This is a genomic window from Chryseobacterium fluminis, from assembly GCF_026314945.1.
Classification (GTDB): domain Bacteria; phylum Bacteroidota; class Bacteroidia; order Flavobacteriales; family Weeksellaceae; genus Chryseobacterium; species Chryseobacterium fluminis.
On sequence record NZ_CP111121.1, the window covers coordinates 1003661 to 1019622 of the forward strand.

At 38.0% G+C, this 15962-nt stretch carries 16 protein-coding genes and 1 pseudogene; 10 read left to right on the forward strand and 7 right to left on the reverse strand.

Translation table 11 applies throughout. The annotated features are described in order from the left end of the window. Positions 1 to 8: 8 nt before the first annotated feature. The 3 genes and pseudogenes from ODZ84_RS04580 to ODZ84_RS23390 all read right to left on the reverse strand — a co-directional run bounded on the left by ODZ84_RS04580 (position 9) and on the right by ODZ84_RS23390 (position 2274). Entirely contained in the window at positions 9 to 302 is a 294-nt protein-coding gene (locus tag ODZ84_RS04580) for a hypothetical protein (RefSeq protein ID WP_266175822.1), read from the reverse strand. A gap of 86 nt (positions 303 to 388) precedes the next feature. After that, on the reverse strand, positions 389 to 1366 hold the full coding sequence (locus tag ODZ84_RS04585; RefSeq protein ID WP_266175823.1) for a 2-hydroxyacid dehydrogenase: 978 nt from the start codon (positions 1364 to 1366) through the stop codon (positions 389 to 391). A gap of 255 nt (positions 1367 to 1621) precedes the next feature. Then, a pseudogene (locus ODZ84_RS23390) lies at positions 1622 to 2274 on the reverse strand (protein-L-isoaspartate(D-aspartate) O-methyltransferase). 129 nt (positions 2275 to 2403) lie between these two features. Between ODZ84_RS23390 and ODZ84_RS04595 the strand changes: the two are divergent. The 9 genes from ODZ84_RS04595 to ODZ84_RS04635 all read left to right on the forward strand — a co-directional run bounded on the left by ODZ84_RS04595 (position 2404) and on the right by ODZ84_RS04635 (position 10115). Continuing rightward, complete coding sequence (locus ODZ84_RS04595) at positions 2404 to 3366, forward strand: Gfo/Idh/MocA family protein (protein WP_266177326.1); 963 nt, start codon at positions 2404 to 2406, stop codon at positions 3364 to 3366. A 3-nt stretch (positions 3367 to 3369) separates the two neighbouring features. Further along, positions 3370 to 3747 carry a hypothetical protein gene (locus tag ODZ84_RS04600; RefSeq protein ID WP_266175824.1) on the forward strand — a complete coding sequence of 126 codons (378 nt, stop codon included), beginning with the start codon at positions 3370 to 3372 and terminating at the stop codon, positions 3745 to 3747. Between the two features lie 154 nt (positions 3748 to 3901). Next, positions 3902 to 5623, forward strand: coding sequence for a cellulase family glycosylhydrolase (locus ODZ84_RS04605; protein WP_266175825.1), 1722 nt, complete (start codon positions 3902 to 3904; stop codon positions 5621 to 5623). Positions 5624 to 5692: 69 nt separating this feature from the next. Further along, the gene (locus ODZ84_RS04610; protein ID WP_266175826.1) at positions 5693 to 6148 is read left to right on the forward strand and encodes a DUF5362 family protein; all 456 of its coding nucleotides are present in this window, start codon (positions 5693 to 5695) and stop codon (positions 6146 to 6148) included. Between the two features lie 67 nt (positions 6149 to 6215). After that, complete coding sequence (bla-A, locus tag ODZ84_RS04615; protein WP_266175827.1) at positions 6216 to 7094, forward strand: CGA/CIA family class A beta-lactamase; 879 nt, start codon at positions 6216 to 6218, stop codon at positions 7092 to 7094. A gap of 42 nt (positions 7095 to 7136) precedes the next feature. Then, on the forward strand, positions 7137 to 7547 hold the full coding sequence (locus ODZ84_RS04620; RefSeq protein WP_266175828.1) for a hypothetical protein: 411 nt from the start codon (positions 7137 to 7139) through the stop codon (positions 7545 to 7547). 10 nt (positions 7548 to 7557) lie between these two features. Beyond that, on the forward strand, positions 7558 to 8448 hold the full coding sequence (locus ODZ84_RS04625) for a 3-hydroxybutyryl-CoA dehydrogenase (protein ID WP_266177327.1): 891 nt from the start codon (positions 7558 to 7560) through the stop codon (positions 8446 to 8448). Between the two features lie 69 nt (positions 8449 to 8517). Continuing rightward, on the forward strand, positions 8518 to 9837 hold the full coding sequence (locus ODZ84_RS04630) for a hypothetical protein (RefSeq protein WP_266175829.1): 1320 nt from the start codon (positions 8518 to 8520) through the stop codon (positions 9835 to 9837). 38 nt (positions 9838 to 9875) lie between these two features. Next, positions 9876 to 10115, forward strand: a complete 240-nt coding sequence (locus ODZ84_RS04635; RefSeq protein WP_007845674.1) for a hypothetical protein — start codon at positions 9876 to 9878, stop codon at positions 10113 to 10115. Positions 10116 to 10161: 46 nt separating this feature from the next. On the opposite strand, the gene ODZ84_RS04640 is transcribed toward ODZ84_RS04635, so the two are convergent. The 4 genes from ODZ84_RS04640 to dnaN form a co-directional block, all read right to left on the reverse strand. Next, positions 10162 to 10572: an META domain-containing protein gene (locus ODZ84_RS04640; protein ID WP_266175830.1), complete on the reverse strand. Its 411-nt coding sequence runs from the start codon at positions 10570 to 10572 to the stop codon at positions 10162 to 10164. Between the two features lie 219 nt (positions 10573 to 10791). Next, the gene (pheT, locus tag ODZ84_RS04645) at positions 10792 to 13194 is read right to left on the reverse strand and encodes a phenylalanine--tRNA ligase subunit beta (RefSeq protein ID WP_266175831.1); all 2403 of its coding nucleotides are present in this window, start codon (positions 13192 to 13194) and stop codon (positions 10792 to 10794) included. 169 nt (positions 13195 to 13363) lie between these two features. Further along, positions 13364 to 14194 (reverse strand): M23 family metallopeptidase, encoded by an 831-nt coding sequence (locus tag ODZ84_RS04650; protein WP_266175832.1) that lies wholly within the window; start codon positions 14192 to 14194, stop codon positions 13364 to 13366. 67 nt (positions 14195 to 14261) lie between these two features. Continuing rightward, positions 14262 to 15392 carry a DNA polymerase III subunit beta gene (gene dnaN, locus ODZ84_RS04655; RefSeq protein WP_266175833.1) on the reverse strand — a complete coding sequence of 377 codons (1131 nt, stop codon included), beginning with the start codon at positions 15390 to 15392 and terminating at the stop codon, positions 14262 to 14264. Between the two features lie 203 nt (positions 15393 to 15595). Here dnaN and ODZ84_RS04660 point away from each other — a divergent pair, with 203 nt between their 5' ends. Then, positions 15596 to 15952 carry a diacylglycerol kinase gene (locus tag ODZ84_RS04660; protein ID WP_266175834.1) on the forward strand — a complete coding sequence of 119 codons (357 nt, stop codon included), beginning with the start codon at positions 15596 to 15598 and terminating at the stop codon, positions 15950 to 15952. Positions 15953 to 15962 lie beyond the last annotated feature (10 nt).

Sequence of the window (15962 nt, forward strand, 5' to 3'; positions counted from 1 at the left end):
CAGTAAGGTTAGTTGATTAAATCATCGTTTTGTTCTTCGTGGTCATCCTCATTATCGCTGAGGCTCCAGTAGTTATTTTCTTCATCTTCACTTCCGGTCTCCTCCATGGCGTCATCGTCATCGGTTCCGGGAATATCTAATCCTTTGTCTATCTGGTCGTCATCGTAAGCCTGATCTTCAATAGGATTTCCGTCACCATCCAGCGGAATATGCTCTTCCTGATTGAATATGTCTTCACTCGGACTGTAATCCATCTCTTCCAGTTTTCTTTCCTGTTCTTTTGAATTGTCTTCTGGTATCATAATATTAATATTTAAGGTAATGTATAGCAGACAAAAATGGTTCCAAGCTATACTTTACAGGAAATTTTTAATGTATTTAATTTTATTTAACCGCTGTAAACCTCCGGATTGGCACAGTGAGGCATTTTTTCGCCTTTTGCAAAAGCAATCAGGTTTTCTGCTGCTAATTTTGCCATTCCGCTTCTTGCTTCAATCGTGGCAGAGCCGATATGGGGCAAAACACATACATTAGATAATTCCAGTATCGGATCTTCTTTATAAATAGGTTCCGGATTGGTTACATCCAGGCCTGCGCCCCAGATTTTACCGTCTGTAAGCGCTTCATACAGATCTGTCTGGTGATGAAAACCTCCCCTTGCTGTATTGATAAAGATCGCATTCGGTTTCATTTTATCGAAAACTGCGGCATTGAACAATTCTTTCTGATCAGGCTTAAAATTCGCGTGAATGCTTAACACATCAGATCCCCCGATTAATTCATCAAATGAAACATACTTCGCATTTAATTCATTTTCGGCTTCTTCATTACGATGGCGGTTATGGTAAATAATATTCATATCAAAAGCCTTTTGTGCTTTTTTTGCCATCTCAAAACCGATTCTTCCCAAGCCAAAGATTCCCAGGGTTTTTCCATACAGTTCCTGTCCTAAAGCATGTAACGGGTCAAACGAACCCCAGTTTCCCGATTTCACTTTCTCGAAATTATAACCTGCTCTCCTTGCAACCGATTGCATCAGTAAAAATGCAATGTCAGAAGTGGCTTTACTTAAAACATCAGGCGTATTACCAATCGGGATATTTCTCCGGTTCGCTTCTTTGATATCTACATGGTCAAAACCAACAGAAAATAAAGCAATTGCCTTTATATTCGGACATTCACCAAAAAAGTCTTTATCATATTTATAATCACCACCCACACTTAAGATGACGTCATTATTTTTACAACAGCTTAACCATTCGTCATGCGACAGGTTTTCGTTTTCGGGAATATATACTTCCAGTCCTGCATCTTCCAGCATATGAATGCCGACTTCAGGAATTCTTTTATTTACGAATACTTTCATATCAGATTAAATTAATACGTTCCAGGTTGCAAAAAACAAACCATTTCACAAAAAAAGGTTTACTCATATAGTATGCTTCCGGCCTTCGTTTAATTTTTTCCAATGAAGCAGTTTCCTCTGAAATTACAGAAGGATAATATCAGGTAAGAAAGTAAGACCGTCAAAATCCTATTTTCTTATGGTGAAAAATGTATGGCAGAAATTTAACCTGTACCGAAGATCTGTATAAAGAAGTCCTTTTTAATCTTTACCTGATTATTGGTTTGTATTTCCCAACATCGGTACAAATTTATAAGCCCCGAATTCTTCTTTTTCAAATTCGGTCGGCGAAATTTTTGTAAACCTGAATAAGACCTGCTCATCAGTGGGTCCCAACGGAATGACCATCTTTCCTCCGACTTTCAGCTGTTTTAACAGTTCTGTCGGTAAAACAGCCGCACCGCAGGTAACGATAATCTTATCAAAAGGAGCAAAGGTGGGAAGCCCTGCAAAACCGTCTCCGAAACTTTGAAACTTGGGATAGAGATTCATTTCGCGTAATTTTTTCTTTGAAAAGTCAAACAGGTCTTTTTGTCTTTCAACAGTGTAAACGTGAGCCTTCATGGCCAGTAAAACAGCGGTCTGATAGCCACATCCGGTTCCGATTTCAAGGATCTTTTCCCGGCTTTTACCTGTAAGAGCTCAGACTGTTCGGCAACGGTAGATGGATGCGAGATCGTCTGATGGGCTAAAATCGGAAAAGCACGGTCTTCATAAGCGTAATCTTCAAAAATACTTTCAATAAAAAGGTGTCTCGGAATCTCATTTATTGCCGAAAGTACATTTTCATCCGAAATCCCGATCCTGTATCGGAGATATTCTACTAAATTTTTTCTTTTTCCTTTGTGTACAAACGAATCCTGCGTCATTTAGATGTATTATTAGTGGCTGATGGTAATCTGCACAAAAATAATAAAACAAATATTATTTATCAACCTAAAACCTCTCATCTCTTCCTAATGTCTAAATTATTATCTTTACAGAAATTTAATACAGCTATGTTAAAAGCAGGTTTGGTAGGTGCCGGACATTTAGGAAAGATCCATTTACGACTTCTGAATCAGTCTGATAAATATGAGTTCGTGGGTTTCCACGATAAAGATGTAGAAAACGGTAAAAAGTTAGAAGCTGAATTCGGATACCCGTATTTTGAAAGTTTCAATGATCTGCTTGATCAGATTGAGGTTCTGGATATTGTAACCCCCACGATTTATCACTATGATTATGCCTTAAAAGCAATTGAAAAAGGACTTCACTTTTTTATTGAAAAACCGGTGACGCAAACCCTTGAACAGGCTGAAGAAATTCTCCGGAAATGCCGGGAGCATAATATAAAGGCTCAGGTAGGTCACGTTGAGAGATACAATCCGGCCTTCATGGCTACGAAAGAATACATCAAAGATCCGATGTTTATCGAAATCCACCGATTGGCAGAGTTTAATCCGCGTGGAACAGATGTTTCCGTCGTTTTGGATCTGATGATTCATGACCTGGATATTTTATTAAGTGTCGTGAAATCTAAAGTAAAAAACATTCATGCGAGCGGCGTATGTGTTGTCAGCAAGACTCCTGATATTACCAATGCGCGGATTGAATTTGAAAACGGGTGTGTAGCCAATCTTACCACTTCCCGGATTTCGATGAAAGCCATGAGAAAGAGCAGGTTTTTCCAGAAAGATGCTTACATTTCCGTCGACTTCCTGGAGAAAAAAGCGGAAGTAATCCGAATGAAAGATGCTCCTGATCATCCTACTCCATTTGACATGATTATTGAAAATGCTGAGGGTGAAAAGAACCAAATTCTGTTTGAATATCCAAACATTCAGCCTAATAATGCTATTCTGGATGAGCTGAATTCTCTGGCAGACTCTATTATGGAGAATAAAAACGTAGAAGTTTCTGTAGAAGACGGTACTGAAGCATTAAAAGTAGCCCTGGAGATCATGAAACTGATCAGCTGATATATGATGAGATTCAGTTTTGTGTTCATCTTATTTTTAATTTTTTATTCCTGCCATGAGAAAAAAGTATCATGTGAGGAGCTCAGAGAGAAGGCAAAAAATGATTTTAAAAGCAACAAGCTTATTTATTTTGAGCCTATAAGGCTGACTGACAGCTTAGATATCCGTAAAGAATTTAAACAGCTTTTAAATAAAAATAATATTAAGGTCGTTTTTAATACCATCTCACCTCAGGGATGCATTCCGGTAGATAGAGAACCTGAAATCTGTTATCAGGAAATGATGAATAATAATCTGTATGCAAAATTTGGCCATCATTTTTTTGACAGCCTGAGGGTGGAAGCCAGAAATGAACATATCAAGCATCTTACAAGCAAATAATTATTTAACAATACGTTACTAAAAATTCTTCTTCAAATAATTTTTCTTTGAAGAGGAATTTTTAGTTTTTATTCAGTTATTTTTAAATATATTTGTGATTATCTAATCCTATTTCTAAACAACAATCCCTACTATTTAAATAATTAAAACGACTATGAAAAGAACCATTCTACTCTCCGCTCTGTTATTGTCTCAATTTGGGACATCACAATTACTGAAAACAAGCGGCCAGAAAATCATTAATGATAAAGGTGAAAATGTTCAGCTGAGAGGTCTGGGCCCCGGAGGCTGGATGCTCCAGGAAGGTTATATGCTGAAAACCGCAGATTTTGCGGGACCACAATATAAAATTAAAGAAAAAATCGTTGAACTGATCGGGGAAGACGGAATGAAGGAATTTTATAAAGCCTACCTTAAAAACGGCATCACGAAACAGGATATTGATTTTTTAGCTAAAGCAGGCTTTAATTCGATAAGGCTTCCGATGCACTACAATCTGTATACTCTGCCGATCGAAAAAGAACCTAAAAAAGGTCAGAACACATGGCTGGAAGAAGGTTTTAAAATGACCGATGATCTTTTACAATGGTGTGCTGCCAATAAAATCTATCTGATTCTTGATCTTCACGCCGCTCCGGGTGGGCAGGGAAATGATGTAAATATTTCCGATAATGACAAATCCAAACCTTCTCTTTGGGAAAGTGAGGAAAATCAGAAAAAGACCGTTGCTTTGTGGAAAAAACTGGCCGAAAGATATAAAGATGAACCCTGGATCGGTGGTTATGACCTGATTAATGAGCCGAACATTAATTTTACGGGTAAAAACCCTAACGGAACGGATGAGATGTCCAATGCCCCGCTCTGGAAATTACAAAAAGAAATCACGGAAGCCATCCGCGAAGTGGATCAGAAGCACCTTATTATTATCGAAGGAAATGGCTGGGGGAATAATTATAACGGCCTGATTCCTCTCTGGGATAACAATATGGTCTTCAGCTTCCATAAATACTGGAATAATAATGATGACCAGACTTTAAAACCTCTTTTAGACTTACGAGAAAAACATAATATTCCGATCTGGCTGGGAGAAACGGGAGAAAATTCCAATGTCTGGTTTACGGAACTGATTCAGCTTCTGGATAAGCACAATATCGGATATGCATTCTGGCCAATGAAAAAAATCGACAATATTGCAGGAATTACTAACGTCAAAATTACGCCCGAGTATCAGAAACTTCTGGATTACTGGAAAAACGGAGGAGAAAAGCCATCAAAAGAATTTGCCACCAGGGCGCTGATGAAAATTGCCGACAACTACAAATTCAGCAATACAGAAATTAAGACCGATGTCATCGATGCCATGTTCAGGCAAACCAATGACGCTTCCACAAAACCGTTTAAAAATCATCAGATTCCCGGAAAAATCCCAGCGACAGATTATGACCTGGGAAGAATAGGTTCTGCGTATTCCGATAAAGATTTCATGAATCTGTGGGTAAGTGATCCTGCAAAAAGATCTGAATGGAATTCCGGAAACCAGCTTAGAAATGACGGAGTAGATATTTATAAAACAAACGATAATGTCTATTATGTCGGGAAAACAGAGAAAGGTGAATGGCTTCAGTATACCATCAATTCAAAAAAGGATAAAACCTACATTTTTGACCTGCATTATGCTGCTGAAAAAGATGCTAAAATCAGGATTGAGGATGCTTCGGGAAAACCGCTAGGAACCGTTTCGCTTCCTTCCACCGGTGGACAGGAAAATTGGAAAACAGCTTCCATAAAGGAAATCCGTCTGAAAAAGGGTGAGAATAGAATTCGGCTCATTTTTGAAAGTAACGGGGTGAACCTTAGTTATTTCGAAGCGAAATAATGTATTAAAGACAAAATAAATTTACAGTTCTAATAATTTTAAGTATTTTTCCGGAAAATTAAAACTATTATGGAAACAAAATCTCCTTTTGATCAGTTTGATGAATTAAGGATCGACAACGCATCAAAACTATTTCTTGCAGAGGCTGCAAAATGGACTACTTTTCTGGCGATATTAGGATACATCGGTATCGGCCTTATGGTAATTGCTGCTTTATTTATGATGACATTAGGTGCTTCGATGAGTACAGAAAACAGTATGATGCCTTTTGGAGGCGGTATGGTGTTCTCTCTTGTTTATCTGGTATTCGCTGCACTCTATTTTATTCCGATCAATTATCTTTACAGATTCGGATCCAATATGAAATCTGCTTTGCGCTCCAATAACCAGACGGAACTTACCAAGGCATTCGAATATTTGAAGTCACATTATAAATTTATCGGTATTCTAACCATTATCGTATTTGCCCTTTATATTCTCGCTATTTTCGGTGTGATGATTGCAGGGATGAGCGGTATGAGATAGATCAGTATTATTTAAAATTAATCATAGTCCTTCTTTTTAAGAAGGATTTTTTGTAACCTTACTTATTATGAAAAAAATCAGTCTGTTTTTTCTTCTGATTTCTGCGTGTATGTTTGCCCAGCAATCTGTTTTAGAACAAAAAATCAATGCCATCATTAAAGATAAAAAAGCTACCGTGGGCATTTCTGTTCTCAGTTTTGAAGACGGCTTTATTTATAACAAAAACCAGGATAAAAAGCTTCCGATGCAGAGTGTGTTTAAATTCCATATTGCAGCAGCAGTCCTGCACCTGGTAGATAACGGAAAGCTTTCGCTTGGTCAGAAAATCCTGTTGAATAAAACCAATCTGCTGGAAAATACATGGTCGCCGCTACGGGATAAATATCCCGGTGGAAATGTTGAGGTCCCGCTACGTGAGATTCTTGAATATACTGTAGCGAAAAGTGATAATAACGGCTGCGATATTTTACTGAAATTACTCGGAGGCACACAGAGCGTGCAGAAATTTATGGATGCTAAAGGCGTAAAGGGATTCCGGATCAAATATAATGAGGCCACTATGCACAGGGATTGGAATGCGCAATATGAAAATTACAGTACCGCAAAATCGGCAGTCGATGTGCTGAAAAAGCTGTATGACGGGAAATTGTTATCAAAAAAATCAACTGACTACCTGACAAAAGTATTATTATCCACATCTACCGGAAAAAACAAACTGATAGAACAGCTCCCGGAAGGCACCCCGGTGGCCAGAAAAACGGGTGCTTCAGGAAAGAATAAGGAAGGACTTACCGGCGCTGAGAACGAAATTGCGATCGTCACTTTGCCTTCTCAGCGGCATTACGCCATAGCCGTATTCGTCAGCAATTCAACGGAAAGCGATGCAGTAAACTGTAAAATTATTTCCGATGTTTCCAAAACAGTGTGGGATTATTTTAATAAGTAAAATTTTAGGCTTAATTTTAGGCGGCTGTAAAAGATATTCATTATGAAAAAAATAATAGTACTCGCAGGAATTTTCAGTTTTTCACTTTTCTGTGCCCAGAAGGGAGATAACTATCTGCAACTGAGATATGGCAGCATCTGCTGCGGAACTCCGTCTACAGCACCCGTAGACCAATATATTACTCAATTCAAGAAGAAAAATAAAATTAAAAACCTGGAAGTCTACAGACAGAGCGGTCTGGGAAGAGAAGGTGAATTTAACCTGTATATAGGGACAGATCAACTTACCAGGAAACAGAAAACAGCGTTTGTGAAAGGGCTGAAATCTGCTGTGGAAGCCCAGAATAATGCCAGACAGAAAAATCATGACGGAACCATAGGTTTTGAGGAAACCGAAATGGTGAAAAAAGCTGATTTAGCCAACGCTAGGAATCTAACTATCTATAAAAAATAAAAGAAAAATGATCAAAAACATTGTAGTTATCGGAGCTGGAACCATGGGGAACGGTATTGCCCATACTTTTGCGCAAAGCGGGTTTAAAGTGAACCTCGTAGATGTATCTCAGGAAGCTTTGGACAGAGGCCTGAAAACCATTACTACCAATCTTGACAGAATAATTGCAAAGGGAAACCTTACTGAAGAACAGAAGGCTGAGACATTGGGAAATATTTCGACTTTCACTGCACTTCAGGATGCCGTAGGAGCGGCGGACCTTATTGTAGAAGCAGCGACCGAAAACCAGGAACTGAAGCTGAAGATCTTCGGACAGATGGATGAGTTTGCCCCTGAAAACTGTATTCTGGCTACCAATACTTCATCGATCTCTATCACGAAAATTGCCGCCGCTACCAAAAGGGCTGATAAAGTTATCGGGATGCACTTTATGAATCCTGTGCCCATTATGAAACTGGTAGAGATCATCAAAGGGTATTCTACTTCTAAAGAAACTTTTGACTCTATCTATGAGATGAGTAAAACTTTAGGAAAAGTTCCTGTAGAAGTTAATGATTATCCCGGCTTTGTGGCCAACAGAATCCTGATGCCAATGATCAACGAATCTATCGAAACTTTATATAACGGGGTTGCCGGGGTTGCAGAAATCGATACGGTGATGAAGCTGGGAATGGCTCATCCGATGGGGCCGCTTCAGCTGGCAGATTTTATCGGTCTTGATGTTTGCCTGGCGATCCTGAACGTGATGTATGACGGTTTCAAAAATCCTAAATATGCTCCTAATCCACTCTTGGTAAACATGGTAATGGCAGGAAAGCTCGGCGTAAAATCAGGGGAAGGTTTTTATGACTACTCCGAAAGCAAAAAAGCTGAAAAAGTAGCAGAAATGTTTTCGAAATAATTTTAAAGTTATGAGTTATAGTTATAAATTTGGGCTCAAGCTATTAATTTATAATTTAACTACTACGCTTTGATAAAACTTAAAGAAAAGAATATTCAGATATTACTGGTCATCATAACTTTTATGATGACCATTTTGCGTTTTTTACTCAATGAAAAAGGAAGGGTGAACCCTGATTCTATCCGCTATATGAGATTTGCCCGCGCACTGCCGGTTATTGATAATACCACGACGCCATTAGGATATCCTGCTGCTATAAAGTTCTTTACTTATTTCGGACCGGATGAGTTCTGGAGCAGTAAAGTCATCGGACTTCTGGCTTTCTTATTTATCGTTTTTTTTGCCTGGAGAAAAAAGTTCTACTTCCGGGAATCTGTTGTTTTATGTACATTATTCAGTTTTCTTTCTATTTTTTCTTACACCATGAGTGAGGCGCTGATCTTACCTTTTGTCGTTCTTTTCATGTACACGGCCATGCTTACCATTAATGGAAAGCTTGGAAAATGGCAGTCCGTTTTTTATCTGTCCCTGTGTTTAATAGCCCTCTATAACATACGATACAGTGCTCTTTTTATCATCGGAGGAACCGGTCTGTACGGCCTGATCTTCCTGAAGAGAACCTATGGCATTTCCTTTATCATTTCAGCAACGGTCGGCATGGTATTTATTGTCCTATATAAATTTCTTTTTATAGACTATTTTAACGCAGAATATGTTCAGCAATTTTTAGAAATGGGCCTGCATACGACTCCGGAATTGCTGATCCAGTTATTTCAGGGATTGTGTACGACTTTCAATCCTTTTATTCATATTGCCAATCCGGGTGGAGGTATTATTAATTATGCCATTTACGGCATCGGTCTGGTCAACATTCTTTTCATCATTTACCTTTTTATTAAGTATAAGCTTTCGGACGCTGAGTTTTTCTATATTTTTGTAAGTATTGCAGGAATCGTCTGTTCCTATTTCGTGCAGTATTTCTATTCTGTAAATCCGATAGATTACCGGTTGATGGCTCCTTTCAGCCTTCCGGTCTGGCTGGTGTACCTGAAAAGGCTTTTCTCGCTTTTCGGAATAAAGGTGTATGTGGTAGGATTTTTAAGCCTCATGTCCGGGATGCTTTTCACCTGGCTTTCCAGAGGAAATTATCTTGAAAACAGAAAAAAAATCACGGAATTCCTGAAAACAGAGAAGCTTGATAAAGCCCCACTGAAGTTTTTTATCATCGAAGAACTGGACCTGGAAAAAATACAGGTAGCAGAACTGATCAGTACGGTAAATCCACAGGTAAGTATTACCTTCAAGCCTGAGGATACGCTGCAGAAAACAACATTAACGCGTTATAAAGTTTTGCAAAAAGTTAAGATCGACAAGAACAAATATCAATAATTTTATTATCTTTGATTTAAAGTTAAAATATTAAAAAAATGAAATTACCAAAGTTTTTATTAGCAGATAATTCGGAATTTCCAGAAGATTTATTCGTAGTTCATACAGAATATCCAAGATTCATCTTAAATGTTGAAGAAGAAGAAGTTGAATGGTTAGATGATCTGGAAGGAGACGACGAGGAAACGATGGCAGATGAGGCTACTAAAGTAGTAGAAGCTGCTTTCAAATGGTGTGATGAAGAATTGGCGAAGTACGACGAAGAAGAGGAAGAATAATAATTTTACCCATAAAAAAGGAACTCAGATTGAGTTCCTTTTATTTTTACTGTGCTTTATTAAATTTCAGAAGCAATAAGTTATCTTTATATAATTCCAGTGTATTTCCTGACACTACATATTTATTGGCTTTTCCTACCATATCCATAAAATTCTGTTCTACGCTCATATTATCACAAGCCATTCTGGTAGATCCCAGTTGTCCGGCAGAAAAATTTCCATTTGCAGGATCTACTTTAGCCGTTCCAAAATAATTATTACACCCTGCATTTCCGTTGATCTTTTCTCCTTCGATATTTAAAGTAGGTATTTTCCCTTTTACATTATCGGCAAGTTCCCATTTTGTACTTGCCAGTGATGGCTGTGCCTTTCCTACTTTTGAAGCAGAGGAACTCGTCATAGACCCACATGACGCTAACAACACTGTGGCACCTATACTTAAAAAGATATTTTTCATTTTTTATTTTTATTTATTTAAACCAAATTTACGGAAATATTATTATCATAACGGTTTTCAAAGGATTTTATTCTTCCCGGATCACCGATTTATTTCTAAGTATTACCTGGAGATTACTGCGAATTTTTCCGAAAAAAATGAGCTACCCTGCAACAAATAAAAAAACGGACTCAAGAAAGTCCGTTTATATATGAATATGTCTATTGTAATATTCTAATATTATGATCTCAATTCGGCATTGAATTCTTTCTGGAAAGATTTAATCAGAGAATCCATCACTACTGCAATTTCTTTTTCTTCCAGTGTTTTCTCTTCATTTAAAAGCTCAAAACTCATGGCATAAGACTTTTTACCTTCCGGCAGATTTTTGCCTTCATAAACATCAAAAAGATTGATGTTCTTAATATAAGGAGACTTATTCTTCTTTGCCGTCTGGTAAAGATCTTCGTAGTTCACATGCTTATCAATCAGCAATGCAAGGTCTCTCCTGATTTTGTTGAATTTAGGAATATCTTTAAATTTCAGTTCATTTGCAGCGCGAAGTTCCTGAGCAAATTCCAATTCTATTTCAGCATAGAAACATTCCTGGTCGATATCAAAATCTTTCAGCATCTGGGCAGAAACTTTTCCGATTCTTACCAAAACTCTTCCGTCTGTTTCATACGCCAAAGCATCTGAAAACCTTTCATCAGACAAAGCCACTTCTTTATAATCGACAGTCAGTTTTTCCAGTAAAACTTTCACATAAGCTTTTAAATTGAAGAAACTGGTGGCTGATTTCGGCTGAAGCCAGTTTTCTGCTACATCTCTTCCGGTCACTAAAAGTGCCAGTTGTTTTCTTTCTTCATATTTATCCTTTTTATGATAAATTTTTCCGAATTCGAAGAACCTGATATCCTGATTTTTTCTGTTGATATTGTAGATTGCATTCTGAAGAAGACCTTCCAGTAAAGATTTTCTCATAAATGCCAAATCATTGCTTAAAGGATTTAACAGTTTTACCGCATCGGTTTCATCTTTCACAAAAGTCAGAGAATTATTCATTACTTCATTAAACCCTAAACTCTGTAAATTTCTGGCCCAGCTGTTTTCTAATTCATCCTGATCATGAGCATTTAACTTCACCGGCGTAAACGAAATTTTCTGAGGAGCATCGATTTTATTATATCCGTAAATTCTCAGGATCTCTTCGATAACATCGATTTCTCTAGTCACATCTCCTCTGTAAGCCGGAACAGAAATTTCCAGGCCATTCTGGATCTCATTCAGTACCTGAATTTCCAGCGCCTTTAAAATTTCTTTTACCTTCTCTCTGTGAATTTTAGTCCCTAAAATCTGTTCAATTTTAGAGAACCTGATGATCACATAGCTATCCTCGATCTTCTTAGGATATTCTTCCAACAGATCTCCGACAAGTTTTCCTTCTGCCAGTTCAGTGATTAATCTGATGGCGTGGGTAATGGCTGTTCTGGTAATATTCGGGTCTACTCCTCTTTCAAACCTGAATGATGCATCGGTATTCAGACCATGGAATTTAGCTCCTTTTCTTACGGCAACAGGGTTGAAATAAGCGCTTTCAAGGAAAATAGTGGTCGTCTCTCCAGAAACTCCTGAAGTAGCCCCACCAAATACTCCTGCAATACACATGGGAGTATCTTTTCCGTCTTTAATAATGATTTCCGTACCGTTCAATGTTCTTTCAACGCCATCTAAAGTGGTAAATTTTGTTCCCTCTTTTACTGTTCCCACTTTTACTTTCTGATCTGCAATTTTGTCTGCATCAAAAGCGTGAAGCGGCTGCCCGTATCCATGTAGAACATAATTGGTAATATCGACAACATTGTTAATAGGGCTTAAGCCAATTGCTTTCAGCCTGTTTTTCAGCCAGGCCGGAGATTCTGCAACTTTAACATTTTCGATTACAGCACCGATGTATCTCGGACAGAGTTCTGCATCTTCAACTTCTAAAGTAAACCCATGAGAACCTTCGTTATTCAGGGATTCAGAAGATATTTTTTCAAACTCAGACTTCTGCTTGTTGGTCGAAAGATACGCGTAAAGATCTCTTGCCACCCCATAGTGAGACATGGCATCGGTTCTGTTGGGCGTAAGACCAATTTCAAAAACCTCATCATTTGTCAGTTCAAAATAATCCCCAAATTTTTTTCCAACCTCATACTTCTCATCATCCAAAACCATGATACCGCCGTGATCATCACTCAGGCCCAGCTCATCTTCCGCACAGATCATTCCCTGCGAAACCTCTCCCCTGATCTTGGCTTCTTTGATCTCAAAAAAGTTTCCGGTTTTGTCATAGATTTTAGTTCCTACAACAGCTACCGGAACAATCTGTCCCGCTTCCACATTAGGAGCTCCGCAGACAATATGTAAAACTTTTCCGTTTCCTATTTCTACTGTTGTTTTCTTTAGTTTATCAGCATTCGGATGTTTCTCGCAAGTCAGTACTTTACCTACAACGATCCCTTCCAGACTGCCTTTCACACTTTCAAATTTTTCTATCCCTTCAACTTCAAGACCGATATCTGTAAGGAATTCGCCGATTCTTTCCGTCTTTAATTCCGTTTTAATGTAGTCTTTAAGCCAATTGTTTGATATTTTCATCTGATAATCTTTATTTTTTCTAAGGTCAGATAAAACCTACCGGTCTCATCTTATTATTTTGAAATTTCTACTTCAATTTTTGAGTCTACAAATGTCGTGTTTTTTTGAGAAATATCGAAATTTAGAGATAACTTTAAATAGGGATAAACCATTTTTAATTTTATTTTCTTCAATATGCTCTTAAGTATGTTTTTTTCTCAACAAGATACTCCGTTTTATTTCCGGTTCCTGTCCTGAAAAGTGTTTTCAGTGTTTTCCTGAATTTGTCATCTGTCGCACTTGGAATATAGCATACAAAGTGAAGATGGGGTCCTTTACTCCACCCGGTATTTCCGCTAAGACCTATGACATCACCTTTTTTCACCTGATTTCCGATATTGACGTTAACGCCGTTTTGCTTTAAATGATAGTAATGGGCAAATGTTCCGTCCGGATGCATGATGGTAATATAATTGGCCTTGTCTGCACAATTCCGGGTCGGACAACCTATCGTATTATGTTTTACAAGATCGATCACCTGTCCTTCGCGGGCAGCGACCACTTCTGTTCCTTCCGGCATGGTAAAATCTAATGAATTTTCATTCTGGTGTGAAAAACTGCCGTTGTATCCCTGGTATACGGTGGAAGACCTTCCTTTCCGGAAGGGCAGGTCATAAGGGTAATCGGCATCATAGTTTTTCAGGGTTACATCCCCGATATACATCATATATGGAGGCATGACTGCACCCCATTCTTTAGACTTATCCTTAACAATAAAATAAGCGACCCTGTTTTTTAATGATTTTGACGGAATCACCTGGATAGTTCTGAACATTTCAGGACTTCTCATATTTTCAAGTTCGGGCTGGCGGGAAAATACAAAAGACATGGGAAACAGTTCCTGGTTATCGGCATAGTAAACCATGGTATCTCCTTTTCTCTCATAATAAACTTTAATATTTTTCTGAGAAAAAAGAATGATAAATTGCAGTAAGAACAGCAATGTAAATAATCTTTGCATAGTCATTCTAAAAAATAAAAGAGACTGAAAAATTTTCAATCTCTTTATGATTTTATATCTTATAATATTACAATCCGATTACCGGCATTGATAACATGAGTATATTTTCATTTTCTTCGAGACCATCCAGCGGCTCAATAATTCCCGGTCTGTTAGGCTGGGACATCTTCATGGTAATATCATCAGCGCCAAGAATGGACAGCATTTCCGTCAGGAATTTTGAGCTGAATCCGATATTGATATCTTCCCCGTTATAGTCGCAAGGAATCTGCATGTCTGCTTTATTGGCATACTCCGTATCTTCAGCATGGAGGTGAAGGATATTGGCAGAGAGCTTAAATCTCACCTGGTTGGTGGATTTATTAGACATAATAGAAGCTCTTTTAATGGCTCCCAGTAAAAGACTTCTGTTAATGGTCAGTACATTCGGGTTTTCCTTAGGAATTACCGCAGTATAGTTCGGATATTTCCCATCAATCAGTCTGCAGATCCAGATATGCTTCCCAAAAGTGAACTTGGCCATATTCTCATTAAATTCGATGGTAACATCTTCATTGGAGCTGGCGAGGATATTTTTGAAAATATTCAGCGGTTTTTTAGGCATAATGAATTCCATAGGTTCGGCATTCATCAGATCCATTCTTTTATAAACGACCAATCGGTGGGAGTCGGTAGAAACAAAATTAGTCTCGTTTTCCCCAAACTGGAAGAGAACTCCCGTCATAACCGGACGGAGGGAATCATTACTTGTTGCGAAAAGCGTGTTGGTAAGGGCTTCGGATAAAACTCCGGCAGGCATTGTTACACTTTGCGAAGCGTCAAATTCCGGCAATTCCGGATAATCATCGGCATTATCCAATGCTACTGCGAAATTATCTTTCTCGTCAAGAATTTCAAGCTGACTTCCGGTACCTTCTGCATTATCCCTTACAGACAATGTTAAAGGCTGTTCACCATAAGTCTTTATAAAATCCTGAAAAATCTTAGCAGGAACAGCAAATTTTCCTGAGTCATCAGACTTCACGTCAAGGGACGTCACAAGAGTCGTCTCACCGTCAGATGCTGTAATGGTAACATTATTTCCGTCTAACTCAAAAAGATAGTTTTCTAAAATCGGTCTCGACTGAGAGCTTGATATTACGCCACTTACAGTTTGCAAAGCCTTCTGCAGTTCACCACTTGAAATAATAAATTTCATAGATTTAAAAATAAGTTTTTACAAATATAATAAATAGAAAATAGACTGAAAAATATAATCCTGAGAGTTATTAACAAGAATCAAAGATTTTTCAACATCATTTCTGCTTTTAAATTTTCTGATAGTTAATAAATACCAGAAAGGACTAAAGATAAGAATTTTCTTCGATTCAAATAATTATATTTGTACCTATTCTTTCTGTCATGCGAAAACCACCGATTCATAAAAGTTTCTTCAATGCTTTCCGAGGCATTTTCATGATGGTACTGCGGGAAAGAAATTTTCGGATTGAAGTCATCGCTTTCTTTATCAATCTGGTTTTAATTTTTCATTTCGGCCTTTCATCTTCTGATACCGTTCTTATCCTGGTTGTTTCTTTCGGTGTTCTGATGGCAGAAATATTCAATACCGCTATCGAAAAAATCTGCGACATCATTCATCCTGAGTTTGATGAAAGAATAGGTTACATTAAGGATATTGCCGCTGGAGCCGTTATTCTGATGGTGATCCTGGCTGTTTCCGTAGGAATTTCAGTATACTGGAAATATTTCTTTAACTAAATTCTGTCAT

What these genes read in the sequence shown, in the direction of transcription:
- ODZ84_RS04585 (WP_266175823.1), bottom strand. Translation starts at nt 1,366, where the DNA reads ATGAAAGTATTCGTAAATAAAAGAATTCCTGAAGTCGGCATTCATATG.
- ODZ84_RS04620 (WP_266175828.1), top strand. Translation starts at nt 7,137, where the DNA reads ATGAAAAAAATAATAGTACTCGCAGGAATTTTCAGTTTTTCACTTTTC.
- ODZ84_RS04635 (WP_007845674.1), top strand. Translation starts at nt 9,876, where the DNA reads ATGAAATTACCAAAGTTTTTATTAGCAGATAATTCGGAATTTCCAGAA.
- ODZ84_RS04610 (WP_266175826.1), top strand. Translation starts at nt 5,693, where the DNA reads ATGGAAACAAAATCTCCTTTTGATCAGTTTGATGAATTAAGGATCGAC.
- ODZ84_RS04605 (WP_266175825.1), top strand. Translation starts at nt 3,902, where the DNA reads ATGAAAAGAACCATTCTACTCTCCGCTCTGTTATTGTCTCAATTTGGG.
- ODZ84_RS04580 (WP_266175822.1), bottom strand. Translation starts at nt 302, where the DNA reads ATGATACCAGAAGACAATTCAAAAGAACAGGAAAGAAAACTGGAAGAG.
- ODZ84_RS04640 (WP_266175830.1), bottom strand. Translation starts at nt 10,572, where the DNA reads ATGAAAAATATCTTTTTAAGTATAGGTGCCACAGTGTTGTTAGCGTCA.
- ODZ84_RS04650 (WP_266175832.1), bottom strand. Translation starts at nt 14,194, where the DNA reads ATGCAAAGATTATTTACATTGCTGTTCTTACTGCAATTTATCATTCTT.
- ODZ84_RS04600 (WP_266175824.1), top strand. Translation starts at nt 3,370, where the DNA reads ATGATGAGATTCAGTTTTGTGTTCATCTTATTTTTAATTTTTTATTCC.
- ODZ84_RS04660 (WP_266175834.1), top strand. Translation starts at nt 15,596, where the DNA reads ATGCGAAAACCACCGATTCATAAAAGTTTCTTCAATGCTTTCCGAGGC.
- ODZ84_RS04595 (WP_266177326.1), top strand. Translation starts at nt 2,404, where the DNA reads ATGTTAAAAGCAGGTTTGGTAGGTGCCGGACATTTAGGAAAGATCCAT.
- pheT (WP_266175831.1), bottom strand. Translation starts at nt 13,194, where the DNA reads ATGAAAATATCAAACAATTGGCTTAAAGACTACATTAAAACGGAATTA.
- bla-A (WP_266175827.1), top strand. Translation starts at nt 6,216, where the DNA reads ATGAAAAAAATCAGTCTGTTTTTTCTTCTGATTTCTGCGTGTATGTTT.
- dnaN (WP_266175833.1), bottom strand. Translation starts at nt 15,392, where the DNA reads ATGAAATTTATTATTTCAAGTGGTGAACTGCAGAAGGCTTTGCAAACT.